We start from the raw sequence: 23,595 nt of genomic DNA, 5'->3' as shown, positions 1-23,595 counted from the left end.
TGCTTCCAAAACAACGGCGGGGGCGTGAATGCCCCCGCGTTGTGAAAAAGCTGCCATCCCGTTACCCAACCAAACAGGTTCGATCTGCTAAGTGAACGGCATTACCCTCGGGTGCCTTTTTTTGTACGTGCGTGACTCTCAGGCGGTTTGCTGGCCACTGGGGGCGGGCAGGGTGGCCACCAGCGCATTGCGCAGCCGTGCAATGTCGAAATCGTCATCGGCATTGTCCAGCAGCTGTGCGTGCAGGATGCGGTCCTGTTCGTCCACCAGCCACAGTGCCGGACAGGTCATGCCGGCCAGCGGATAGTCCTGCAGCAGCACGCCGAAATGCTTGTGGAAGTCGCGGCCGCGCAGGGTGGACAGCAGCACCACATTGGGCAGGCCATGCTCCTTGCGCGCGCGGTGCAGGCTGAACGGTGAATCCACGCTGATCACGATGAACTGCAGCAGCGGCCAGCCTTCCAGTTTGCGTCGCAACTCCTGCAGCAGTGCCAGGCCTCCGGTTTCGGCATCCAGCGACAGCAGGGTCACCACCAGCTTGGTGCGCCCCAGAAAGGACTCCAGCGAGACATCCCGCAAGTGTTCGTCCACCAGCATGAAGCTGGGCAGGGTCTGCCCGGTGTCTGGAAAATTACCCGTTACCGCCAGGCTGTCATCGCCATATTGCAGGAAGTGTTGTGTCATGCCGGTCTCCATTCGGGCCTTGTTCTGGCTTTCATGGTGGCCCAGCCTGCATAAAAAGCAAGGTTGGCCGCGGCCAACCTTGTGCATGGCGGAATGTCGTCGTTACTTAGAGCGTGTTCACGATCTAGCGAGCTAGGGCGAGACAAGGCGAAAACGCCTGAGGAAGCGGAGTTTACACAGAGTAAATGCGCATACCTGAGTTGAACTTAACGCCGTATCGCCGACGCGCAGCAGATCGTGAACAGGCTCTCAGGGGTAGTAGAAATCCAGGCTGTAGCCCTGTGCCTTGCCCTCGGTCACCTCCATGCGCAGTTGCAGCTTGACCTCGCTATTGGCATTGAACTGCCCCAGTTTGAAGTCCTGCGCTTTCAGATACTGCTGTGGCAGCAACACCTTGCGCACCATCACCTGGTCGTTACCGTTTTTCAGGGTCAGCTCCAGCACCGGGTATTTCTGCGGGTAGGTCGCCAGGTTTTTCAGGGTGGCGTTCAGCTGGATCAGCTTGTCATGGCCGGGAATGAAGGACAGCTCCGACCATTCGGTGCGAATCAGCTGGCGATCGCCCGGCAGCGGCACGCTGCAGCCCAGCGGCGCGCATGCCGCCTCCAGCAGCGGGCGCAGCTCCGGCAGCTCGGCTGCGGCACGGGTACGGTTGACGAACAGGAACTGGGCCAGCAGCAGCGCCAGCAGCAGCAGGGCCAGCAGTGTCAGCAGCACGTTCTGCCACCACGGACGGCTACTACGCGGAATATCGGCGACAGGCTCCTCTGCCGGAGCTTGCTGCGCATCTGCTGCCACCTCCTCGAAGGCTTCGCGTTCTTCTGCCCATACCGGCGGTACTGCCGGGCTAGTGCTGACGGCGGGTGCGTCGGCAAACGGGTTGCTCGCCAGTGCTTCCACTGCCGGTTCCGGAGCTTTGTGCGGCCGCAATGCGGCTGCCAGCGCCTGCTCGAACTCCGCCAGCTGCTGGCGGCCGCCTTGTTGCTCGGCGTCCTGGGCGGCGGTGCGGAAATCCGGTGCGATGCTGCTTGCGACAGGCGCCGGTGCTGCCGGTGCCTCATGCTGGCGCAGCACGTCGTAGTCCGGCAGGGCCAGGTCTTCGTCGCGGAACACCGGGGTTTCCTCCGGCACTGGCGGGCTTGCAGGGGCTGCGGGGCGCTCTGGCTCTGCCTCGGCCTCCGGCTGGAAGTCCGGCAGCTCCAGCTCGAAATCATCCTCTTCCAGCGGGCCGGGCGCCGCGGTCGGCGTGGCGGGCGGTGCCGCCGGTGGCGGCAGCTCGATCTGCTCCGGCTCCTCGGCGCTCAGGGCTTCGAAATGGCTTGGAGCGTGAAACACATGATTGCAGCGACCGCAGCGCACCATGCCACCGGCCAGTGCCAGGTGGGCATCGGTGACTTTGAACTTGGTCTGACAGGCGGGGCACTGCGTGGTATGGCTCATGTCGATTCTGTATTGCCGTGTGGGGTTGGCCGCACCGGAGCGCGGGCATGCAAAAGGGCCGCTGGTATTACCGGCGACCCCGTGTTGCCTTGCCGAGCGCGACGCTCAGCGTTTGCGGCCGGTCAGGCGGGTCCAGCCTTCGTCAAACACTGCCGGTTCCATGTCGAACCATTGTGCGTAGATGGCGGACAGCTCGTCGGCCTGTTCGGCCAGGATGCCGGAAAGCACGATTTTACCACCGGTTTTCACATGGCTAGCCAGCAATTCGCCCAGCATGCGCAGCGGGTTGGCCAGGATATTGGCCAGCACTACGTCGTACTCGCCCGGCTGCAGGCTGTACGGCAGGCCGAAATCGCCGCTCACGCCGTTCTGTGCCGCGTTGTCGATGCTGGCGCGCACCGCCTGGGCATCGATATCGATGCCACGGGTGGCGCCGGCGCCCAGCTTCATGGCGGCGATCGCCAGGATGCCGGAGCCGCAGCCGTAATCGAGCACGGTTTCACCGCCCTGGATATTGCCATCCAGCCACTGCAGGCACAGCCGGGTGGTGGGGTGGCTGCCGGTGCCGAATGCCAGGCCCGGGTCCAGCTGCAGGTTGATGGCGCTCGGGTCCGGCGATACGTGCCAGGTCGGGGTGATCCACAGCCGGTCGGAGATGCGGATCGGGTCGAACTGGCTTTGTGTCAGCCGCACCCAGTCCTGCTCTTCCACGCGGCCCAGCTGGTACTGGGGTACCGCGATGCGGCAATCGTTGGCCGCAGCGGTAATCAGCAGTGCCACGTCGGCATCTTCGGTAAACAGCGCGTTGATCAGGCTGTGGCTCCACAGCTGGTCAACCGGTTCGCCCGGTTCGCCGAAAATCGGCTGTTCCTCGGCGGTGCCGGCCAGCGCATCCTCGATGGTGGCCGACAGCGCGCCGATATCCATCAGCGCATCGGCCAGCTTTTCGGCAATGGCCGAATCGGCCTGAATGGTGGCTTGCTGCCAGGGCATGGGTTAACTGCCTTTCTTCATCTGCGCCAGGCGCTCTTCCAGGTAATGGATGCTGGTGCCACCGTGGCGGAACTCGCCATCCATGAACAATTCCTGATGCAGCGGGATGTTGGTCTTGATACCGGTAATCACCATTTCCGACAGCGCCACGCGCATGCGGGCCATGGCCTGTTCGCGGGTATCGCCGTAGGCGATCAGCTTGCCGATCATGGAATCATAGTGCGACGGAATGGTGTAGCCCTGGTAAATGTGCGAATCGATGCGGATGCCAGGGCCGCCGGCCGGGTGATAGCTTTCGATCTTGCCCGGCGACGGAATGAAGTTGAACGGGTCTTCCGCGTTGATGCGGCACTCCATGGCGTGGCCCTTGAACACGATCTGCTCCTGGCTGAAGCGCAGCTTTTCGCCGAAGGCGATGCGAATCTGTTCCTGCACGATGTCGATGCCGGTGATCAGCTCGGAAACCGGATGCTCCACCTGTACGCGGGTGTTCATCTCGATGAAGTAGAACTCGCCGTTCTCGTACAGGAATTCAAAAGTACCGGCACCACGGTAGCCAATGCGGCGGCAGGCGTCGGCGCAGGCCTCGCCAATGCGCTGGCGCTGTTCATCGGTGATGCCCGGCGCCGGCGCTTCTTCAATGATCTTCTGGTGGCGGCGCTGCATCGAGCAGTCGCGCTCGCCCAGGTACACGGCATTGCCGTGCTGGTCGGACAGCACCTGGATTTCGATGTGACGCGGCTGCTCCAGGAATTTTTCCATGTACACGGTGGGGTTGCCGAATGCGGCACCGGCTTCGGTACGGGTCATGTTCACCGAGTTGATCAGCGCGGCTTCGGTATGCACCACGCGCATGCCGCGGCCACCACCACCACCGGCGGCCTTGATGATCACCGGGAAGCCGATCTTGCGGGCGATCTTGGTGATTTCCTTCGGGTCGTCCGGCAGCGCGCCGTCGGAGCCCGGTACGGTGGGCACGCCGGCTTCGATCATGGCGTGCTTGGCGGACACCTTGTCGCCCATCATGCGGATGGTTTCCGGACGCGGGCCGATGAACACGAAACCGGATTGCTCCACGCGCTCGGCAAAGTCGGCGTTTTCCGACAGGAAGCCGTAGCCCGGGTGAATGGCCTGGGCGTCGGTCACTTCGGCGGCGGCGATCAGTGCCGGCACGTTCAGGTAGCTCTGGCCGGACGGTGCCGGACCGATGCATACCGATTCGTCGGCCAGTTTCACGTACTTGGCGTCGCGGTCGGCCTCGGAGTGCACCACCACGGTCTTGATGCCCATTTCGCGGCAGGCGCGCTGGATGCGCAGCGCAATTTCGCCACGGTTGGCGATAAGGATTTTTTCAAACATGTTCGCTTCTCCCGGCAAAACCCCCCGGCACAGTCTTGCCTGCGCAACAGGGGGTTCGCCCGGGCTGTTCTGCCAGCCCTAACAACACGTCAAAAACGGAAAGGGCACCTTGTCGTGCCCTGTCGTCAGCATTCGATAAATTAGCTGCTTACTCGATGATGAACAGCGGTTCGCCGTATTCCACCGGCTGACCGTCTTCGGTCAGGATGGCCTTCACCACGCCGGCGCGCTCGGCTTCGATTTCGTTCATCAGCTTCATGGCTTCGATGATGCACAGGGTATCGCCGACATTCACGCTCTGGCCCACTTTCACGAACGGCTCGGCGTCCGGGCTCGGCTTGCTATAGAAGGTACCCACCATCGGGGATTTCTGTGCCTTGCTCATGTCGGTGGCCGGTGCGGCCTCGGCAGCCGGGGCGGCAGCGGCAGCTACCGGTGCAGCGGCCATCTGCGGCGCTACCTGGTAGTGCATCGGCTGAGCCATTGCCACGGCATGGTTGGCGGAGACACGGGTGATGCGAACTTTTTCTTCGCCTTCGGTCACTTCGAGCTCAGCAATGCCGGATTCCTCGACGAGATCGATCAGCTTTTTCAGTTTGCGCAGGTCCATGGTTTTCCTTCGGTAGTAATTCGGGTGTTATGCCGGCGTGGCCAGACGCTGCATCGCGTGGGCCAGGGCCAGCTCGTAGCCATGAGCGCCCAGGCCGCAAATCACGCCTACCGCCAGATCCGAAAAATACGAATGGTGGCGGAAAGGCTCGCGGGCGTGGACGTTGGACAAGTGGACTTCGATAAACGGTACCTTGACCCCGGAAATCGCGTCGCGAATGGCGACACTGGTATGGGTAAAGGCAGCCGGATTGATGATGATCATCGCCGTGCCATCGGTCAGGCAGGCGTGGATGCGTTCGATCAGGACATGCTCGGCATTGCTCTGCAGAACGTCCAGTTCGAAACCACCCGCCTTGGCCTGCTCACGCAGCCGGGTATTGATGTCATCCAGGGTGTCCCGGCCATAGTGCTGTGGCTCGCGCAGTCCGAGAAGATTCAGATTGGGGCCGTGCAGCACGAGGATTTTTCGGGTCAAGGTTGAGGTCCCTGTTTTGATATGGCCGCGAGTTTGCCGCAATTGTCAGCACGATGTCCAGCAATTGCCACATTTCAAACGGTTGTTTGCCGTGGCGACCTGTTGGTAAAAAACAGCGAATTGGAGCGAAAGCACTAGCTGCCGGCGGCATTGTAACGAGCTTGTCGCCTGACTGTGCCTGTCCATTTGGGCCGGCTTGATCCAGGGCAAGTTGCCACGGTTGATGCGCCGGGGCAGGCAAAAGGTATAATCCCGCGGTTTACTGAACCAGAAGCTTCACATGCACGTTTCCGATTTCGACTACCACCTGCCGGAGCAGTTGATCGCCCAGCACCCGCCGGCCGAGCGCGGCAGCAGCCGCCTGTTGCTGGTGAATGGCAGCACGCTGCAGGACCGCCGTTTCACCGAATTTGCCGACCAGCTGCAGGCTGGCGACGTGATGGTGTTCAACGATACCCGCGTGATCAAGGCACGGCTGTTCGGTGAGAAGGACAGTGGCGGCAAGGTGGAAGCGCTGGTGGAGCGGGTGCTCAACGAGCACGAGGTGCTGGCGCATGTGCGCGCCAGCAAGTCGCCCAAGCCGGGTACCCGCATCATCTTCGCCGGCCGCTGGCAGGCCGAGATGGTGGCGCGCGCCGACGAGCTGTTCCATCTGAAGTTTCTGGATGCGGCCAACGTGTTCGATATTCTGGATGCTTCCGGCAAGCTGCCGCTGCCGCCCTATATCGAGCGCGACACTGACGCCGAGGACGACGAGCGCTACCAGACGGTATATGCCCGCGAAAAGGGCGCGGTAGCCGCTCCCACCGCCGGTCTGCACTTTACCGATGCCATGCTGCAGGCGCTGCGCGACAAGGGCGTGCAGCTGTGCAATGTCACCCTGCACGTCGGCGCCGGTACTTTCCAGCCGGTGCGGGTGGACAACATCGCCGAGCACAAGATGCACAGCGAGATCTACGATGTGCCGCAGGCCACGGTGGATGCGATCCACGCTGCGCATGCGGCTGGCCGCAAGGTGCTGGCGGTAGGTACTACCAGCATGCGCGCGCTGGAATCCGCTGCCCGTGATGGCGGCCTGAAAGCCGGGCGCGGCGAGACAGACATCTTCATCACCCCGGGCTTCCGTTTCCAGGTGGTGGACATGCTGCTGACCAACTTCCATCTGCCCAAGTCCACGCTGCTGATGCTGGTGTCGGCGTTTGCCGGTTACCAGGAGATGCGCGCGGCCTATGCCCACGCGGTGGCGCAGCAATACATGTTCTTCAGCTATGGCGACGCCATGCTGCTGACACGCAAGGAACCATGATGAGCGGATTGCAGCACGACAGTGCCAGCCCGGTGGAAATCCAGCTGCACGCGGTATCGCAGCTGCTGGAAATCGGCTACGACGACGGCGCCAGCTTCAGCCTGCCGGCGGAATACCTGCGGGTGTACTCGCCATCCGCCGAAGTGCGCGGCCACGGTGTGGGCAACGAGGTGTTGCAGGTGGGCAAGAAGAATGTGGCCATTACCGCGCTGGAGCCGGTGGGGCATTACGCGCTGAAGATCGTGTTCAGCGACGGGCACGACAGCGGCTTGTACAGCTGGGCTTATCTATACGAGCTGGGCGTGAAGCACGACCAGTACTGGCAGGATTATCTGAATCGCCTCGCCGCCGCTGGCGCGAGCAGGGAGTAGACATGAGCAAGACCCACTTTGGTTATCAGAGCGTCGAGGAAAGCGAAAAGGCCGGCAAGGTGGCCGAGGTATTCCACTCGGTGGCGCAGAAGTACGACGTGATGAACGACCTGATGTCCGGCGGCCTGCATCGCGTGTGGAAGCACTTCACGCTCACCACCTCCGGCGTGCGCCCGGGTGACAAGGTGCTGGATATTGCCGGCGGCACCGGTGACCTGGCACGCGGCTGGGCCAAGCGCGTGGGCAAGAGCGGCGAAGTGTGGCTCACTGACATCAACAGCTCGATGCTGACCGTGGGGCGCGACCGCCTGCTGGACGAGGGCGTGATGCTGCCGGTATCGCTGGCCGATGCCGAAAAGCTGCCGTTCCCGGACAACTACTTCGATGCGGTGTCGGTGGCCTTCGGCCTGCGTAACATGACGCACAAGGACGCGGCGCTGAAGGAAATGTGCCGGGTGCTGAAGCCGGGCGGCAAGCTGTTCGTGCTGGAGTTCTCCAAGGTATGGAAGCCGCTGTCGCCGTTCTACGATTTCTACTCCTTCAAGGCACTGCCGATCATGGGCAAGCTGGTGGCGAATGACCCCGGCAGCTACCAGTACCTGGCGGAATCCATCCGCATGCACCCGGACCAGGAAACCCTGAAGCAGATGATGCTGGATGCCGGTTTCGGCCGCGTCGACTACCACAATATGACCGGCGGCGTGGTGGCGCTGCACAAGGGCGTCAAGTTCTGATGACGCCGCAACTGGCTGCGCGTCTGGCGGAACTCGGTATCGATCCGCAGCAGTTGGCCGCACGCGGCTTGCAGGAATACGCCGAACCGGAGGCGCTGGTGGTGGCGGATAGCAACGCTGCCGGTAGAATATTCGAACTGATTGCGCCGGCCGCTGTCGCATGGCAACGGCTGCGCGACGCGGCTGCTGCCGATGGCGTGACGCTGTTTCTGGTGTCCGCCTACCGCAGCATCGCCCGTCAGCACGAGATTGTCGCCGCCAAACTGGCGCGCGGCCAGAATATCAACGACATCTTGCGGGTCAGTGCCGCGCCCGGTTTCAGCGAGCATCACAGCGGACGTGCCATCGATATCGGCACCCCGGGCTCGCCGGTGCTGGAGCAGGCATTCGAGAATACGCCGGCCTTTGCCTGGCTGCTCGCCCATGCCGCGGAATTCGGCTATACCCTGAGTTATCCGCCCGGCAATGCCAGTGGCTATCTATACGAGCCATGGCACTGGTGCTGGCAAGCCGGCTGACCTGCCTTGCCCCCATGGAGTAACAAGCATGAACAAACGACTTTCCACTACCGCCCTGATCACCATGGTTTCCGCCGCGCTGCTGGCCGGTGGTTGCGCCAATATGGACCAGTACTCCAACAGCCAGACCGGCGCCGTGATCGGCGCGGTAGGCGGCGCGGTGCTGGGCGCCGCGGTATCCAGCAAGAAGGATCGCACCAAGGGCGCCATCATCGGTGCGGTGGGTGGCGGCCTGGCTGGCTACGCCGTGGGTACCTATATGGATAACCAGGCCAAGGATTTCGAAAAGCAGCTGGCGCCGCAGATCAAGTCCGGTGCCATCGAACTGCAGCGCAATGCCGACAAGAGCCTGACCGTGGTGATGACCTCGGCCACCGCCTTTGACAGCAACTCCGCCGCGCTGAAGTCCGGCTTCCTGCCGACGCTGGATACCATCTCCGGCATCGTGCGCAAGTACGGCAAGACCACGCTGGATATCGAAGGCCATACCGATGCTTCCGGCAATGACCGCATCAACCAGCCGCTGTCCGAGCAGCGTGCCGCCTCGGTAGAGCAGTACCTGCTGTCGCGTGGCGTGCAGCAGGAGCGCATGCAGGCTATCGGCTATGGTTCCAGCCGCCCGCGCGCCGACAACAAGACCGAAGCCGGCAAGCAGCTGAACCGCCGCGTGGAAATCCACATCGTGCCGGTAGTGCAGTAAGTCGTAGCGCAATGGCCATGCAGACCTCCGGTCTGTGCTGGCCGCTTGCTGCTGCAATCGGCGGCCGGGTTTACCCGGCCGTTGTCGTCATGGCCCCCGATAGGGGAAGCTTGTCGCAACTTTCGGCTGCATCATGTTATGTATCCGCAGATAAGGACATCAGGCATGGGTTTGCGCATTGCTACCTTTAATCATCTGCTGAACCAGCACCCGGAGGTGCGTGCCGAACTGGCGCAGCATGCCGGGCGCCGCATTGCCATTCACCTGCCGCCTGTCGAACTGGCCGGCGTGGTAACCAGCGATGGCTGGCTGGCTGCCTGCGAGGGCGAGCCAGAAGCGCGCTTGCGGCTGAAGCATGGCGTGGCGCTGGCACAGCTGACCGGGCGCGAGCCGGACCTGGCCGATATCGTGCTGGAAGGCGATGCCGAGCTGGCGGCCGAGGTTGGCCGCATCGTGCGCCGCCTGCAGTGGGATGCCACCGAAGACCTGTCGCGGGTGGTGGGCGATGTTGCGGCCAACCGCGTGCAGGGTTTCGTGCGCGGCCTGTTCGGCATCAAGGGCGAAATCGGCGGCCGGCTGCTGGAGAACTGGGTGGAGCACCTGCGCGAAGAAGCGCCGCTGCTGGCCAAAAAACAGGACGTGGCGACATTCGTGGCCGCGGTGGACGAGCTGCGCGAGGATGCTGACCGTTTCGACAAACGCCTGACGCTGTTGCAGCAGCGGCTGGATGGCGAGCGCTGACACCGCTGCCGCGTGAGATCTGGCCGGCGCCACCCGCCGGCTTTTTTGTTGCCGCCCAAGCTGCGGCATTGCCATGCCGCCCCCGCCGCGACTATGCTTCGCGCTTTGCGCGGTATGCCTCGTGGCGTGCTGCGGCCAACCTTATCCCCGACTGAATCCATCATGCGTATCGCGCGGCTCGCCAAGATCGTTGCCACTTTCTATCGTTACGGCCTGGACGACTTCCTGGTCGACCGCCCACGGGTGCGGCTGCTGCACTGGCTGTTCCGCCTCACGCCGGTACCGCGCGACCTGTCGCAACCGCTACCGGTGCGCGTGCGCCTGGCGCTGGAAAACCTGGGGCCGATCTTCGTCAAGTTCGGCCAGGTACTGTCTACCCGCCGCGACTTGCTGCCGGAAGACTACGCCGACGAGCTGGCGCGGCTGCAGGACAAGGTGCCGCCGTTCGAGGCTGCCACCGCCCGCGAGGTGATCGAGCGCAGTCTGGGCCAGCCGATTGCCGCGCTGTATGCCGAGTTTGACGACGTGCCGGTGGCCAGTGCCTCGGTGGCGCAGGTGCACCGCGCGCGACTGCATAGTGTTGGTAACACGCCGGGCCACCAGGTGGCGGTGAAGGTGCTGCGCCCGGCGATCAAACCGGTGATCCAGCAGGATCTGGCGCTGATGGCCACCCTGGCCGGGCTGGTGGAACGCTTCCTGCCGGACGGCAAGCGGCTGAAGCCGCGCGAAGTGGTTGCCGAGTTCGATCGCCACCTGCACGACGAACTGGACCTGATGCACGAGGCTGGTAATGCCAGCCAGCTGCACCGCAACTTTATCGGCAGCGACATGCTGATCGTGCCGGAGGTGTACTACGACTACAGCAGCCGCGACGTGCTGACGCTGGAGTGGATGGACGGCATTCCGGTAGGGCAGATCGAGCGCCTGCGCGAAGCGGGCGTCGACTTGAAAAAACTCAGCCGTTTTGGTGTGGAAATCTTCTTCACCCAGGTGTTCCGCCATGGCTTCTTCCATGCCGACATGCACCCGGGCAATATCTTCGTGGCCGACGATGGCCGCTATATCGCGCTGGATTTCGGCATCGTCGGCAGTCTCACCGAAACCGACAAGCACTACCTGGCGGTGAATTTCCTGGCCTTCTTCAACCGCGACTACCACCGCGTAGCCACCGCGCACATTGAATCTGGCTGGGTGCCCAAGGAAACCCGTGCCGAGGAGCTGGAAGCGGCGGTGCGTACCGTGTGCGAACCGATCTTCAACAAGCCGCTGTCGCAGATTTCCTTCGGCATGGTGCTGCTGCGGCTGTTCGAAACCAGCCGTCGCTTCAACGTGGAGATCCAGCCGCAGCTGGTGTTGCTGCAGAAGACGCTGCTGAATATCGAAGGCCTGGGTCGGCAGCTGGACCCGGAGCTGGACCTGTGGGACACCGCCAAGCCCTTCCTCACCAAGTGGATGAACGAGCAGATCGGCTGGCGTGGCCTGCTGCGCACTCTCAAGCACGAGGCACCGCAATGGGCCACCACGCTGCCGGCGCTGCCGCGCAAGCTGAACGAGGCGCTGTCCGGACAGACGACTGAACTGATGGTGCAGGGTTATATCCAACTGATGCGCGAGCAGAAGCGGCAGAACTTCCTGCTGATGCTTATTGCATTACTATTGGTAGTGCTGCTGCTCAGCGGCTGGCTGGGACACTGATATCCCTCTGCGGTTAAGCCACATCGGCTGGGCTGGCGCGAGAAGCGTTACCCCAGCCGTTTTGTTTATGCGGCAGGCGGCTGCGGTAACGCATTCTGATCATGAGGAGTTGTCATGTTGAGTCGCTCTGCAGTCTTGCCCAGTATTGTCATCGTCGGCGGCGGCGCCGGCGGCCTGGAATTGGCTACCCGCCTGGGGCGCAGCCTGGGTCTGCGTCACAAGGCGCGCATCGTGCTGGTGGATGGCGCCGCCACCCATGTCTGGAAACCGCTGCTGCACGAGGTGGCTACCGGTGCCCTCAACACCGGCGAAGACGAAGTGAATTACTTTGCCCACGGCTACCGCAACGGCTACGAATTCGAATTCGGCTACATGCAGGCGCTGGACCGGGCGCGGCGGGTGATCCGGCTGGCGCCGATCCATGGCAGCGACGGCCAGCTGCTGAGCCCGGAGCGGGAGGTGAGCTACGACTGGCTGGTGCTGGCGGTGGGAGCGGAGGCCAACGACTTCGGTACCCCCGGTGTGCGCGAACACGCGATGCAGCTGAACACCCCGGCCGATGCCGAGCGACTGCGGCATCGCCTGCTGGAACTGGCTTTCAAGTGCAGTAGCGGGCAGCAGACCGACCTCGATATCGCCATTGTCGGCGGTGGCGCCACCGGGGTGGAGCTGGCGGCAGAGCTCAATCATACCGTGCGCGAGATGCATGTTTACGGCGCGCGTCTGCAGCCGGCACAGGTGCATATCAGCGTGATCGAAGGCAGCGAACGGGTACTGGCGGCAGCGCCGCCGTCGCTGTCTGCCTATGCGCAGGAGCAGTTGGCCGCACGCCATGTGCGCGTGCTGACCGGCAGCCGGGTAGCGGCGGTGACCCCAGATGGCGTGTCGTTGCAGGATGGCAGCCTGGTGGCCGCCGACATCACGGTATGGGCGGCGGGGGTGAAGGCACCCGGCTGGCTCGCCACCCTTGGCGACCTGGCGGTGAACGGCATCAACCAGTTGCAGGTGGACGAGCGCTTGCGCTGCGCCGGCCAGGACACTATCTACGCGCTGGGCGATTGCGCGGCCTGCGACGGCGGCAATGGCCGCCCGCTGCCGGCCACCGCGCAAGTGGCGCATCAGCAGGCGAAGTGGCTGGCTACCGAACTGCAGCAGCGGCTGGCTGGACAGCAGGCGGTACTGTTCCAGTTCAAACCGCAGGGCATGATGGTGTCGCTGGGCAAGCACACCGCAGTGGGTAGCCTGGCAGCCATCGTCGGCCCCAAACGTGATTACTACGTGGAAGGGCGTGGCGCCAAGCTGATCTACGCCTCGCTGTACCGCATGCACCAGGCGGCGGTACACGGCTGGCTGCTGGCTACCTTGCTGTTTATCGGCGACAAGCTGCGGCGGGTGGCCAAGCCAGCGTTGAAGCTGCACTAGCCGCCAATCTGCCGCCGTAACGACAAGGCCGCCCGCGGGCGGCCTTGTGCTTTGCGATGCGGCCAACGTTGGCCGCAAAGGGAACTGCATCGATTTTACTGCCAACTTGCATGGACTATCCATTGTCATGGTTTGTGGCGGGTAGATTAATTTCTATGGCATGCTCCGCCCTGGCCCCAGCAGTACTTCATGAACCACTCGCAGCAAACACGTCATTTCATCGGAAGCTGCTAACGCTGGTGGTTATACCGAATCTCAACCTTCATAGGAAATCTCAGGGTGTATTGCATAAGCTGTGGTGAAAATAATCACGAAGGTTCCGCACGCTGTATCCGCTGCGGACACGATCTGGGGTCGCTGAGAGAGGGGCAATTCAAAAAAGCGCAGCTTGATTCATCCAGCATTGCACTGTGGAATCCTGATGTCGCAGCACTCTTGAGCCTGCTGTTCAGCCCAGCCTTCGGGGCGATTATCCATGCGTTAAATTGGCTCCGGCTGGGGCAGAGACGTCGAGCAACAAATGCCTGGCTATGGGCACTATTTATCTTGGTTGCAAAGGTCGTTTACTCTATTTATGCCATGAATGCCAACTCTGACAAACTCACCTGGAGTGACGGTTACAAGCTGATGCAGTTTGTGATGATCATTCTCTGGTATTTCTGTGCGGCGCGTAGTCAGGGCCAATATATCGCCCGCGAAATGCGCGGCGGCTATCGACGAGAGAGCTGGTTTATCCCTGTCTGCATCGCCATCATCATGTTTGGTTCTCTAGGGGTTCTGGCCGACTCGTTAGAGTAGCGGTCGAGTTTTCGCCGTTAATGCTGTCGCGCGAGTTACTGACCCGGATGCAAACCGTTCATCAGGTTGCGGCAGCTTTACCTGGCATGACAGTTGTCCTGCAATTGACAACGCCCCGCGTGAAACGGGGCGTTTGCTGTTTGCGAAGTGGGCCGGTTCCAATTTTACTTGCGGCCAACCCGCAGGCTCAATGCATCAAGTAATGCCAGCCCCACAGCAGCAGGCCGGCGGCCACGGCCCAGCAGGCGGTGGCGGCGAGCAGGGTGATTGGTAGCGATAGCCTTGTTGCCAGCCAGTACACCGCCAGCAGATACACCGCGTATGGCAGCAGCGAGCCAAGGCCGAACAGGGCGGTCTTGCGCAGTGCGTCGGCACCGCGTGCGCTGCCCACGATGTAATGGGCGATCAGCGCGAAAGTGGGAAACAGCGGCACCAGCCCGGCAATGTAGAAATAGCGGCTCTGCGACAGCAGGCTGATCAGCAGCACCGCCAGCGCGCCGAGCAGCGCCTTGCCGGCCAGCGCCAGGTCCGGCGTCATGACTCGCCCAGCAGCACGGCGATGACCTGGCGGTCTTCCGCCAGCAGGATATTGTAGGTGCGGCAGGCGGCATTGCTGTCCATCACCTCCACGCCGATGCCGGCATTACTCAGTGCGGCGGTCAGGCGCGGGTGCGGAAAGCGCAGCCGTTGGCCGCTGCCGAAGATCACCACCTCCGGCTGCAGCGCCAGCAGGTCGGCAAAATGCTCTGCGGCCAACGCTTCGAATGACGTCGGCGCCCACGGCTGTACGCTGTCGGCAGTCACGATCAGGCTGCCGCTGAAGCGCTCGCCGTTGATCTCGACATAACCCGCGCCGTAGGCGGTAAACAGCTTGCTTCCGGCGGTTTTCGCTTCGTGTAATTTCATGGTGGAGTCCTGTCGGTGCTTGTAGTGCAGTGCACCACGTATTGGGATAGGATTATAACCCGCCTGTACGCAGCAGACGTGCAGCGGGACAATTGCCGGATCCACCACCAAATAACAGTGACAGCCCCCATGCAGCCTATCCAGAAATCGCAAAAACTCGCCAATGTCTGCTACGACATTCGCGGCCCGGTCCTCGAACACGCCAAGCGCATGGAAGAGGAAGGCCACCGTATCATCAAGCTCAATATCGGCAACCCTGCGCCGTTCGGCTTCTTCGCGCCGGACGAGATCATCGAAGACGTGATCGTCAATCTGCAGAACGCCTCGGGCTATTGCGATTCCAAGGGCTTGTTTGCCGCGCGCAAGGCCATCATGCATTACGCGCAGCAGAAGCAGATTCCCAATGTGGGCATGGAAGACATCTACGTCGGCAACGGCGTGTCCGAGCTGATCGTGATGGCGATGCAGGCCTTGCTGGACAATGGCGACGAGGTGCTGGTGCCGGCGCCGGACTACCCGCTGTGGACCGCGGCGGTAAGCCTGGCCGGCGGCAAGCCGGTGCACTACCTGTGCGAAGAGGAAAAGGGCTGGCTGCCGTCGATTGCCGACATCCGTGCCAAGATCACCCCCAATACCAAGGCGCTGGTGATCATCAACCCGAACAACCCCACCGGCGCGCTGTACCCGGATTACATCCTGCAGCAACTGGTGGAGGTGGCGCGTGAGCATGGCCTGCTGCTGTACGCCGACGAAATCTACGACAAGGTGCTGTACGACGGCGCTACCCATACCTCCATCGCCTCGATGGCGCCGGACCTGATGGTGTGTACCTTCAACGGCCTGTCCAAGAACTACCGTGCCTGCGGCTACCGTGCCGGCTGGCTGATCCTGTCCGGCGACAAGCGCCGCGCCAAGGATTACATCGAAGGCCTCAACATGCTGGCCTCGATGCGTCTGTGCGCCAACGTGCCAGCACAGTACGCGATCCAGACCGCGCTGGGCGGCTACCAAAGCATCGACGACCTGGTGGCGCCGGGCGGCCGCCTGGCGCGTCAGCGTGACCTGGCGCACAAGCTGCTCACCGAGATTCCGGGTGTCAGCTGCGTCAAGCCGCAGGGCGCACTGTATCTGTTCCCGCGCCTGGACCCGGACATCTACCCGATCGAGGACGACCAGCAGTTCATCCTGGAACTGCTGCAACAGGAGCGCGTGCTGCTGGTGCAGGGCAGCGGCTTCAACTGGATTGCGCCGGATCACTTCCGCGTGGTATTCCTACCGAACAGCGACGATCTGACCGAAGCCATCGGCCGCATCGCCCGCTTCCTGGAAAACTACCGCAAACGCCACGGAACCGAATGATGCGCAATGTGCATGCCGCCTGCCAGCAACACCTTGTCAAAGCCAAGGTGGTGGTGGGCATGGCCGGTAGTTAACAAGGGGGCGCTTGCGCCCCCTTGTGCTGCCTGGAGAGAAGAGACCGCAGTACATGATGCAGACCATCGAGTCGGGCCGGTAATGCCGGCCCCGCTGGATAGCCTGAATCCAGGGACAAATAAACAGAACTTAGGAGTTTCACTATGAAGCCAATCAATATTGGCCTGATGGGCGTGGGGACGGTCGGTGGCGGTGTCGCCACCGTATTGAAGCGTAACGCTGAGGAAATCAGCCGTCGTGCCGGACGCGAGATCCGCCTGACCATCGCTTCGCGTCGCAATGTGGAAATGGCCCGCGATCTGGTAGGCCCGGACGTCACCGTGGTGGCCGACCCGTTCGAGGTAGTGAACCACCCGGACGTGGACATCGTGGTGGAACTGATCGGCGGCGATACCGTGGCCAAGGAGCTGGTGCTGCAGGCCATTGCCAACGGCAAGCACGTGGTAACCGCCAACAAGAAGCTGCTGGCGGTACACGGTAACGAGATCTTCGCCCGCGCCCAGGAAAAGGGCGTGATGGTGGCGTTCGAGGCTGCTGTAGCCGGCGGCATTCCCATCATCAAGGCACTGCGTGAAGGTCTGTCGGCCAACCGTATCGAATGGCTGGCCGGCATCATCAATGGCACTTCCAACTTCATCCTCACCGAAATGCGTGAGAAGGGCGCCGACTTTATCGACGTGCTGAAGGAAGCGCAGCGTCTGGGCTATGCCGAGGCCGACCCGACCTTCGACGTGGAAGGCCACGACGCCGGCCACAAGCTCACCATCATGGCGGCCATCGCCTTCGGTATTCCCATGCAGTTCGACAACTGCTACCTGGAAGGCATCAGCAAGCTGGAAGGCAAGGACATCCAGTACGCCGAGGAACTGGGCTACCGCGTGAAGCTGATCGGCCTGACCCGCCGCACCGAGGCTGGCGTGGAGCTGCGCGTGCATCCGACGCTGATCCCGGAAGACCAGCTGATCGCCAACGTCAACGGCGTGATGAACGCGGTGCTGGTGCGTGGCGACGCAGTGGGCCAGACCCTGTTCAACGGCCCGGGCGCCGGCGCGCTGCCGACTGCCTCCGCGGTGGTGGCCGACCTGGTGGACGTTACCCGCCTGATGACCGCCGATCCGGGGCACCGCGTGCCGCATCTGGCGTTCCAGCCGGATCAGCTGAAAAACCTGACTATCCTGCCGATCGACGAAGTAGTGAGCAGCTACTACCTGCGCATCCAGGCGGTGGACCGTGCCGGCGTGATGGCCGACATTACCCGCCTGCTGGCGGAGAACGGCATCTCCATCGAGGCGCTGATCCAGAAAGGTGCCATCGCCGATGGTTCCGCCGAGATCGTGATCCTGACTCACCGCGTGGTGGAAAAGGCCGTCAACAAGGCCATCGCCGCCATCGAGGCGCTGGACAGCGTGGCCGGCAAGGTGGTGCGTCTGCGCATGGAAGAGCTCAATGGCTAAGCACAGCATTGCCGTGTTGCTATGCCTGCTGCTGGCAGGCTGCGCCAGCCTGATGCCGCGCTCGGTGGCGGAGCAGAAGCTGGGAGAGGCTTGCCGAAGCAAGGTCAACAACACGCCATTGCTGCCGGTATTGCTGTCTAGCCAGAAGCGGGTGGACAGCTACTGTGGCTGCGCCAGCAACAAGCTGGTGAGCAGCCTTAGCGATGAGGAAATGCAGGAAGTCGCCAGCAAGGGCAAGGCCCTGCTGAGCGACCCGAAATGGCAGGGCCGCCTGCTGAACGTGGGCTTGCAATGCCTGGATACCCTGGTTGAATGATATGAAATACATCAGCACCCGTGGCGGCATGGCGCCGCTCGAATTCTCCGACACCATCCTGATGGGCCTGGCCCCGGATGGCGGCCTGGCACTGCCGGAAAGCTACCCGCAGGTTGGCCGCACCCAGCTGGATGCCTGGCGTGGTCTGTCCTACGCCGAACTGGCGTTCGAAATCATCCGCCTGTTTGCCACCGATATCCCGGAGGCAGACCTCAAGGACATTCTCGACCGCACCTATACCGCCAAGGTGTACGGCAGCGAGGCCATCACCCCGGTGAAGCGCCTGCATGACGGCCTGGTGATCCTGGAACTGTCCAACGGCCCGACGCTGGCGTTCAAGGACATGGCGATGCAGTTCCTCGGCAACCTGTTCGAGTACGTGCTGGCGAAAAAGGGCGAGCAACTCAACATCGTTGGTGCCACCTCCGGCGACACCGGCTCCGCCGCCGAATACGCGATGCGCGGCAAGGCTGGCATCAACGTGTTCATGCTCAGCCCGGACGGCCTGATGAGCCCGTTCCAGCGTGCGCAGATGTACAGCCTGCAGGATGCCAACATCCACAACATCGCCATCAAGGGCATGTTCGACGATTGCCAGGACATCGTGAAGGCGGTGCAGAACGATCACGCCTTCAAGGCGCAGTACAAGGTGGGCACCGTCAACTCCATCAACTGGGCGCGGGTAGTGGCGCAGGTGGTGTACTACTTCAAGGGCTACTTCAACGCCACCAGCAGCAACGACGAAAAAGTCAGCTTCTGCGTGCCGTCCGGCAATTTCGGCAACGTCTGCGCCGGCCACATTGCCCGCCAGATGGGGCTGCCGATCGAGCGCCTGATCGTGGCCACCAACGAGAACGACGTGCTGGACGAGTTTTTCAAGACCGGCCGTTACGCGCCGCGTGGCACCGCCAATACCTACGTTACCTCCAGCCCGTCGATGGACATCTCCAAGGCCTCCAACTTCGAGCGCTTCGTATTCGATCTGGTTGGCCGCGACGGCGGCAAGGTGAAGACACTGTGGGCCGAGGTGGATGGCGGCAAGGGCTTTGACCTGGCCGAACTGCTGGCGCAGGTGCGCGAGCAGTTCGGCTTCGTGTCCGGCAGCAGCAGCCACGCCGATCGTCTCGCCACCATCCGCGCGGTGGATGCCGAGGATGGCGTGGTGGTGGATACCCACACCGCAGACGGCATCAAGGTGGCACGCGAAGTGCGCCAGCCGGGCGAAACCATCGTCTGCCTGGAGACCGCGCTGCCGGCCAAGTTTGCCGACACCATCCGCGAAGCCCTGCAGCGCGAAGCACCGCGCCCGGCCGGCTTCGAAGGTCTGGAAGACCTGCCGCAACGCGTGACGGTATTCGACGCCGATGCCGAAAAAGTGAAGGCGTACATCCGCCAGGCGCTGGGCTGATCGCACAGCCACCCTGGCAAACCCATGGCCGGCATTGCTGGCCATGGGTTTTTTTACATTCCGATCCCGTCCTGCCCTGCTGGCACCGCACGGGGTAGAATGCGGACATGAAGCAATTTTTCCTATTCCTGCTGTGCTGCTGCCTGCTGCCTTCGGCCCTGGCGGCAGTGCAGGACACCCGCCAGCTGGAGCAGGCGGCCAACCGCTTTCTGCAGGCACAGCAGGGCAAGGACGGTTTTGCCTATCAGCTGCGGCTGCCTGCCCGCATGCCGCAGATGCAGCGCTGTGAACAGCCGCTGCAGGCGGCCTGGCCGGCGGGCGATGCCCGTCCACAGCGTAATGTGCTGCTCAGTTGTCCGACGCTGGGCTGGAGCCTGAGCCTGCCGCTGGATGCCACCGAGTTGCAGCAGGTGCTGGTGACTACCCGGCTGATTCGTGCCGGCGAGGTGCTGCAGGCGGGTGACATCCGCTTTGCCGGCATCAGCAACCGGGCGCAGCTACGCCAGGGGCTGACTGACGAGCGTCTGGTGATCGGTCAGATGGTGCGCAGTACCATGCCGGCCGGGGTGATGCTGACCAGCAACCAACTGCGCAGCCCCTACCTGGTGAGGATGAATCAGCCGGTGCGCGTGCTGGTGCGAGGCGATGGTTTCACTGTAAGCAGTGATGGCGTGGCGCTGGGCAATGCTGGCGCCGGCGAGCGGGTCAACATACGCGTAGCCAATGGCAAGGTGGTTTCCGCCCTGGTAGAGGCCGATGGTGCTGTCTCGATACAACTGCAGTAAAAAAAGCCATCAAGTTTCAGTTTTTTCAGGCGATAATAGGAATAACCGTTAAAAGATTCTGGCAGGTGAATCATGAAAATCGACAACTCAGGCAAGGTTGCAACCAACTTTACCGTTCCCAGCCGCACCAGCAGCAAGCCGGAAAAGCCCGCTGCCGGCAGCAATGGCGAGAGCGTTGCGATTAATCCGTTTGCAAGCCGCCTGCAGGGCATGGAGCAGGCCGCGGCCAGCGCGCCTGGCTTCGATGCCGACAAGGTGGCTGCCATCAAGTCCGCCATCGCCTCCGGCCAGTTCACCGTGCACCCGGAAGCGATTGCCGATGGCCTGATTGCCTCCGCCAAGGAATTGCTGGCGGGATGACCCGGCACTAGATCATGGATGTTTCCGCCCTGCTGGCCCTGTGCCAGTCTGAAATGGCCGCGCTGGATGCCCTGCAGCATACGCTGGAGGAAGAGCAGCGGGCCATTCTGCGTTTTGATGCCTTCCAGCTGGAGGAAATGGCGCATACCAAGCTGCGCCAGTTGGAAGAACTGACCGCCGCGCGCGAAAAGCGTCTGGCCTTGCAGACCGAGGCCGGGCTGGCGGATTCGCTGCACTGGCAGGCGTGGCTGCTACAGGCGCCTGCCGAGTTGCGCCAGCAATGGCAGGGCATGGAAAAGGCCATTATCCGTCTGAAGACGCTTAACGAAGTCAACGCTACCCTGGCCCAGGAGCGCATGCAGTTCGCCAGCGAGGTGCTGGATTCATTGCGCGCCTCCAGCCAGGCCATCACTGGCTACGGCCGTCACGGCAATCTGTCCGGCACACTGAGCGGCTCACGCCGTCTGGGTTCCGCCTAGCCCCGTCCTTCCTGCGGTTTTGTGGTATCTTCCACCGCGGGAAACCAACAACCATCCGCGTATCCATGACCCTGATTTCGCTGATCGCCGCACTGGCACTCGAACAACTGCGCCCGCTGGGTAACCGTAACCGCGTCTGGCTGCTGTTCATCCGTTACGCCAACCACCTGGAACGTAGCCTGAATGCGGGCTACAACCGCCATGGTGTCATGGCCTGGCTGGCAGCCATGCTGCCGGCACTGGCGCTGGCGCTGGGCGGCTATTACCTGCTGAACGCCATCAGCCCGGTACTGGCTTTTGCCTGGAACGTTCTGCTGCTGTACCTCACCATGGGCTTTCGTCATTTCTCCGGCTATTTTTCCGAGATTTCGCTGGCGCTAAACGAGGGCCGCGATTTCGAGGCACGCCAGGCCTTATCCAGCTGGATCAACCAGCCCACCAGCGAGCTATCGGTGGGCGAGGTGTCGCGCCTGGCTATCGAGCAGGGCGTGGTGGATAGCTATCGCCATGTGTTCGGCACCATGTTCTGGTTCGTGGTGCTGCCCGGCCCGTCCGGTGCGGTGCTGTACCGCTTCTCGCAGCTGCTGGCGCAAAAGTGGGGCCAGCGCGGTAGCGATGACCTGTTCGGCCGTTTTGCCGGTCGTGCCGGCGAATGGCTGGACTGGATTCCGGTACGCCTGAGCGCCATCAGCTTCGCCATCATGGGCGACTTCGAGGACGCGGTGTACTGCTGGCGCTCGCAGGCCCGCACCTGGGGCAACTACGCTACCGGCATCCTGCTGGCATCCGCCGCCGGTGCGCTGGGGGTGAAGCTGGGCGACCCGGTTCGCCAGAACTACACCATCAATTTCCGCCCGGAGCTGGGTGTTGGCGACGAAGCCGACCCCAACTACCTGAAGAGCGCGGTGGGGCTGGTGTGGCGTACCGTGCTGCTGTGGTTGTTCGTGATCCTGTTGCTGAGTGTGGTCAGCCTGTTCAGCTGAGCTGGCCCGAGACTGTGCGCCGCCGCGTAAGCCAGGCGGCGCTTCGCATTTTAATGATTTGCAGGTTTGCCGCCGCGAAAATGCCGCGGCAGGCCGATTGGAGTTGCTGACATGTCGTTTGCCGAGCTAGGCCTGGCACCTGAAATCCTGCGCGCCATCGACGAGATGGGCTACTCGGAAGCCACCCCCATCCAGGCCAAGGCCATTCCGCTGGTACTGTCCGGCCGTGACCTGTTGGCCGCGGCGCAAACCGGTACCGGCAAGACCGCCGCTTTCCTGCTGCCCATCCTGGAACGCCTGAAGAAATTCGCCAATCCCAGCGTATCGCCGGCTATGCATCCGGTACGCGCGCTGATTCTGTCGCCCACCCGCGAGCTGGCCGACCAGATCGGCGTCAACGCCAAGGCCTACACCAAGCACCTGCCGCTGCGCAGTACTACCATTTTTGGCGGTGTGAACATGGACCCGCAGGTAGCCGAGCTGCGCCGCGGTATCGAGATCGTGATCGCCACGCCGGGCCGTCTGCTGGACCACGTGCAGCAAAAGACCATCCAGCTCAACAAGGTTGACGTGCTGGTGCTGGACGAAGCCGACCGCATGCTGGACATGGGCTTTATCCAGGACATTCGCAAGATCATGTCGATGCTGCCCAAGGAGCGTCAGACACTGCTGTTCTCGGCTACTTTCGCGCCGGAAATCAAGAAGCTGGCCGCAGACTTCATGCGCGACCCGCAAACGGTGGAAGTGGCGCGCCAGAACTCCACCAACGCCCAGGTAGAGCAGCTGGTGTACGCAGTGGATGGCTACCGCAAACGCGCGTTGCTGTCGCACCTGATCCGCGAACGCGATATGAGCCAGGTGATCGTGTTCTGCCGTACCAAGATTTCCGCCGACCAGCTGTCGCGTGACCTGAAGCGCGACGGCCATGCCGCCGAAGCCATTCACGGCGACAAGGCGCAGAGCGCCCGCCTGGAAACGCTGACCCGCTTCAAGGCTGGCGAAGTGAAAGTGCTGGTGGCCACCGACGTGGCGGCACGTGGTCTGGATATTTCCGAGCTGCCGTTCGTGGTGAACTACGAAATGCCGAATTCGCCGGAAGACTACGTGCACCGTATCGGCCGTACCGGCCGTGCCGGCGCCTCCGGCGTGGCCATCTCGCTGATGTCGCCGGACGAGACCAAGCAGCACGAGGCCATCGAAAAGCTGACCAGGCAGACGCTGCCGCCGCAGACGGTGCAGGGTTACAGTGGCCGCCGCGAAGAGGGGAATGGCGAGGCCGCACCGCGTCGAGAACGTGCGGAACGTGGCGAGCGCGAAGATCATCGTGAACGCCGTGAGCCGCGCGAAGCACGCGACAGCCGCGAACGCCGCGAGCCGCGTGAGCGCGATAGTGGCCGCAGCCTGCTGCAGCCGACCGAGCGCCCGCGTGAACGCGACGACGGCGAAGGCCGCAAAGTGGTGAAAAAGCTGGGTGTTGGCGGACGCATACTGCCGCAGCGCCAGCGCGAGGTGCCGGCACTGCTGCTGCCGCCGCGTTACAAGGTGGAGCGCAGCTAAGCACTGTCCACCGGTATCACTCGCAAGGCCACGACTGTTGTCGTGGCCTTTCTCACGTTTGCGGC

At 62.7% G+C, this 23,595-nt stretch carries 26 protein-coding genes; 18 read left to right on the top strand and 8 right to left on the bottom strand.

The annotated features are described in order from the left end of the window. Positions 1–138 precede the first annotated feature (138 nt). The 6 genes from ACFOKJ_RS12600 to aroQ all read right to left on the bottom strand — a co-directional run bounded on the left by ACFOKJ_RS12600 (position 139) and on the right by aroQ (position 5,563). Positions 139–684 carry a redoxin family protein gene (locus ACFOKJ_RS12600; RefSeq protein ID WP_390280115.1) on the bottom strand — a complete coding sequence of 182 codons (546 nt, stop codon included), beginning with the start codon at positions 682–684 and terminating at the stop codon, positions 139–141. Between the two features lie 249 nt (positions 685–933). Further along, the gene (locus ACFOKJ_RS12595) at positions 934–2,124 is read right to left on the bottom strand and encodes a DUF3426 domain-containing protein (protein ID WP_390280113.1); all 1,191 of its coding nucleotides are present in this window, start codon (positions 2,122–2,124) and stop codon (positions 934–936) included. Positions 2,125–2,229: 105 nt separating this feature from the next. After that, entirely contained in the window at positions 2,230–3,117 is an 888-nt protein-coding gene (gene prmA / locus ACFOKJ_RS12590; RefSeq protein WP_390280111.1) for a 50S ribosomal protein L11 methyltransferase, read from the bottom strand. Positions 3,118–3,120: 3 nt separating this feature from the next. Beyond that, entirely contained in the window at positions 3,121–4,476 is a 1,356-nt protein-coding gene (accC, locus tag ACFOKJ_RS12585) for an acetyl-CoA carboxylase biotin carboxylase subunit (RefSeq protein WP_390280109.1), read from the bottom strand. Positions 4,477–4,624: 148 nt separating this feature from the next. After that, entirely contained in the window at positions 4,625–5,086 is a 462-nt protein-coding gene (gene accB, locus ACFOKJ_RS12580) for an acetyl-CoA carboxylase biotin carboxyl carrier protein (protein WP_390280107.1), read from the bottom strand. Positions 5,087–5,113: 27 nt separating this feature from the next. Next, positions 5,114–5,563, bottom strand: a complete 450-nt coding sequence (gene aroQ, locus ACFOKJ_RS12575) for a type II 3-dehydroquinate dehydratase (RefSeq protein ID WP_390280105.1) — start codon at positions 5,561–5,563, stop codon at positions 5,114–5,116. Positions 5,564–5,843: 280 nt separating this feature from the next. Between aroQ and queA the strand changes: the two genes are divergently transcribed. From queA to ACFOKJ_RS12530, 9 genes are all read left to right on the top strand, one after another. Beyond that, complete coding sequence (gene queA, locus ACFOKJ_RS12570) at positions 5,844–6,869, top strand: tRNA preQ1(34) S-adenosylmethionine ribosyltransferase-isomerase QueA (protein ID WP_390280103.1); 1,026 nt, start codon at positions 5,844–5,846, stop codon at positions 6,867–6,869. Continuing rightward, positions 6,869–7,240 carry a gamma-butyrobetaine hydroxylase-like domain-containing protein gene (locus ACFOKJ_RS12565; protein WP_390280120.1) on the top strand — a complete coding sequence of 124 codons (372 nt, stop codon included), beginning with the start codon at positions 6,869–6,871 and terminating at the stop codon, positions 7,238–7,240. Before queA ends, ACFOKJ_RS12565 begins: the two co-directional genes overlap by 1 nt. Before the next feature lie 2 nt (positions 7,241–7,242). Beyond that, a complete protein-coding gene (ubiE, locus tag ACFOKJ_RS12560; protein WP_390280101.1) occupies positions 7,243–7,974 on the top strand; it encodes a bifunctional demethylmenaquinone methyltransferase/2-methoxy-6-polyprenyl-1,4-benzoquinol methylase UbiE in 732 nt (243 codons plus the stop codon). Further along, positions 7,974–8,492: a M15 family metallopeptidase gene (locus ACFOKJ_RS12555; protein WP_390280099.1), complete on the top strand. Its 519-nt coding sequence runs from the start codon at positions 7,974–7,976 to the stop codon at positions 8,490–8,492. Before ubiE ends, ACFOKJ_RS12555 begins: the two co-directional genes overlap by 1 nt. Positions 8,493–8,520: 28 nt before the next feature. Beyond that, positions 8,521–9,192 carry an OmpA family protein gene (locus ACFOKJ_RS12550; RefSeq protein ID WP_390280097.1) on the top strand — a complete coding sequence of 224 codons (672 nt, stop codon included), beginning with the start codon at positions 8,521–8,523 and terminating at the stop codon, positions 9,190–9,192. Between the two features lie 165 nt (positions 9,193–9,357). Beyond that, positions 9,358–9,933 carry a ubiquinone biosynthesis accessory factor UbiJ gene (locus tag ACFOKJ_RS12545; RefSeq protein WP_390280094.1) on the top strand — a complete coding sequence of 192 codons (576 nt, stop codon included), beginning with the start codon at positions 9,358–9,360 and terminating at the stop codon, positions 9,931–9,933. 162 nt (positions 9,934–10,095) lie between these two features. Beyond that, positions 10,096–11,628: a ubiquinone biosynthesis regulatory protein kinase UbiB gene (gene ubiB, locus ACFOKJ_RS12540; RefSeq protein ID WP_390280092.1), complete on the top strand. Its 1,533-nt coding sequence runs from the start codon at positions 10,096–10,098 to the stop codon at positions 11,626–11,628. A gap of 114 nt (positions 11,629–11,742) precedes the next feature. Next, on the top strand, positions 11,743–13,050 hold the full coding sequence (locus ACFOKJ_RS12535; RefSeq protein WP_390280090.1) for an NAD(P)/FAD-dependent oxidoreductase: 1,308 nt from the start codon (positions 11,743–11,745) through the stop codon (positions 13,048–13,050). Between the two features lie 435 nt (positions 13,051–13,485). Then, positions 13,486–13,848 (top strand): hypothetical protein, encoded by a 363-nt coding sequence (locus tag ACFOKJ_RS12530; RefSeq protein ID WP_390280088.1) that lies wholly within the window; start codon positions 13,486–13,488, stop codon positions 13,846–13,848. Positions 13,849–14,035: 187 nt separating this feature from the next. Here the strand turns inward: ACFOKJ_RS12530 and ACFOKJ_RS12525 are convergent, their stop codons facing one another. Continuing rightward, positions 14,036–14,386, bottom strand: a complete 351-nt coding sequence (locus ACFOKJ_RS12525) for a GlpM family protein (RefSeq protein ID WP_390280086.1) — start codon at positions 14,384–14,386, stop codon at positions 14,036–14,038. After that, positions 14,383–14,754 (bottom strand): Mth938-like domain-containing protein, encoded by a 372-nt coding sequence (locus ACFOKJ_RS12520; protein ID WP_390280084.1) that lies wholly within the window; start codon positions 14,752–14,754, stop codon positions 14,383–14,385. Before ACFOKJ_RS12520 ends, ACFOKJ_RS12525 begins: the two co-directional genes overlap by 4 nt. Positions 14,755–14,883: 129 nt before the next feature. Between ACFOKJ_RS12520 and ACFOKJ_RS12515 the strand changes: the two genes are divergently transcribed. From ACFOKJ_RS12515 to ACFOKJ_RS12475, 9 genes are all read left to right on the top strand, one after another. Continuing rightward, the gene (locus ACFOKJ_RS12515) at positions 14,884–16,113 is read left to right on the top strand and encodes a pyridoxal phosphate-dependent aminotransferase (protein WP_390280082.1); all 1,230 of its coding nucleotides are present in this window, start codon (positions 14,884–14,886) and stop codon (positions 16,111–16,113) included. A 218-nt stretch (positions 16,114–16,331) separates the two neighbouring features. Beyond that, positions 16,332–17,642 (top strand): homoserine dehydrogenase, encoded by a 1,311-nt coding sequence (locus ACFOKJ_RS12510; RefSeq protein ID WP_390280080.1) that lies wholly within the window; start codon positions 16,332–16,334, stop codon positions 17,640–17,642. Then, on the top strand, positions 17,635–17,958 hold the full coding sequence (locus ACFOKJ_RS12505; protein WP_390280078.1) for a hypothetical protein: 324 nt from the start codon (positions 17,635–17,637) through the stop codon (positions 17,956–17,958). The genes ACFOKJ_RS12510 and ACFOKJ_RS12505 overlap by 8 nt, the downstream gene beginning before the upstream one ends. 1 nt (position 17,959) lies before the next feature. Continuing rightward, positions 17,960–19,366: a threonine synthase gene (thrC, locus tag ACFOKJ_RS12500; protein ID WP_390280076.1), complete on the top strand. Its 1,407-nt coding sequence runs from the start codon at positions 17,960–17,962 to the stop codon at positions 19,364–19,366. Between the two features lie 107 nt (positions 19,367–19,473). Continuing rightward, positions 19,474–20,151, top strand: a complete 678-nt coding sequence (gene flgA, locus ACFOKJ_RS12495) for a flagellar basal body P-ring formation chaperone FlgA (protein WP_390280074.1) — start codon at positions 19,474–19,476, stop codon at positions 20,149–20,151. A 72-nt stretch (positions 20,152–20,223) separates the two neighbouring features. After that, positions 20,224–20,511 carry a flagellar biosynthesis anti-sigma factor FlgM gene (flgM, locus tag ACFOKJ_RS12490; protein WP_390280072.1) on the top strand — a complete coding sequence of 96 codons (288 nt, stop codon included), beginning with the start codon at positions 20,224–20,226 and terminating at the stop codon, positions 20,509–20,511. Between the two features lie 14 nt (positions 20,512–20,525). After that, a complete protein-coding gene (locus ACFOKJ_RS12485; RefSeq protein ID WP_390280070.1) occupies positions 20,526–20,990 on the top strand; it encodes a flagella synthesis protein FlgN in 465 nt (154 codons plus the stop codon). Positions 20,991–21,055: 65 nt separating this feature from the next. Beyond that, positions 21,056–21,973 carry a CobD/CbiB family protein gene (locus tag ACFOKJ_RS12480; RefSeq protein ID WP_390280068.1) on the top strand — a complete coding sequence of 306 codons (918 nt, stop codon included), beginning with the start codon at positions 21,056–21,058 and terminating at the stop codon, positions 21,971–21,973. Between the two features lie 111 nt (positions 21,974–22,084). Then, complete coding sequence (locus ACFOKJ_RS12475; protein WP_390280066.1) at positions 22,085–23,530, top strand: DEAD/DEAH box helicase; 1,446 nt, start codon at positions 22,085–22,087, stop codon at positions 23,528–23,530. The last annotated feature ends 65 nt before the right edge of the window (positions 23,531–23,595 follow it).

Origin of the sequence: Vogesella amnigena (assembly GCF_042648905.1) — a bacterium.
Lineage (GTDB): Bacteria > Pseudomonadota > Gammaproteobacteria > Burkholderiales > Chromobacteriaceae > Vogesella > Vogesella amnigena.
Note: the sequence above shows the minus strand (reverse complement) of the source record. Positions and strands in the feature narration are given on the sequence as shown.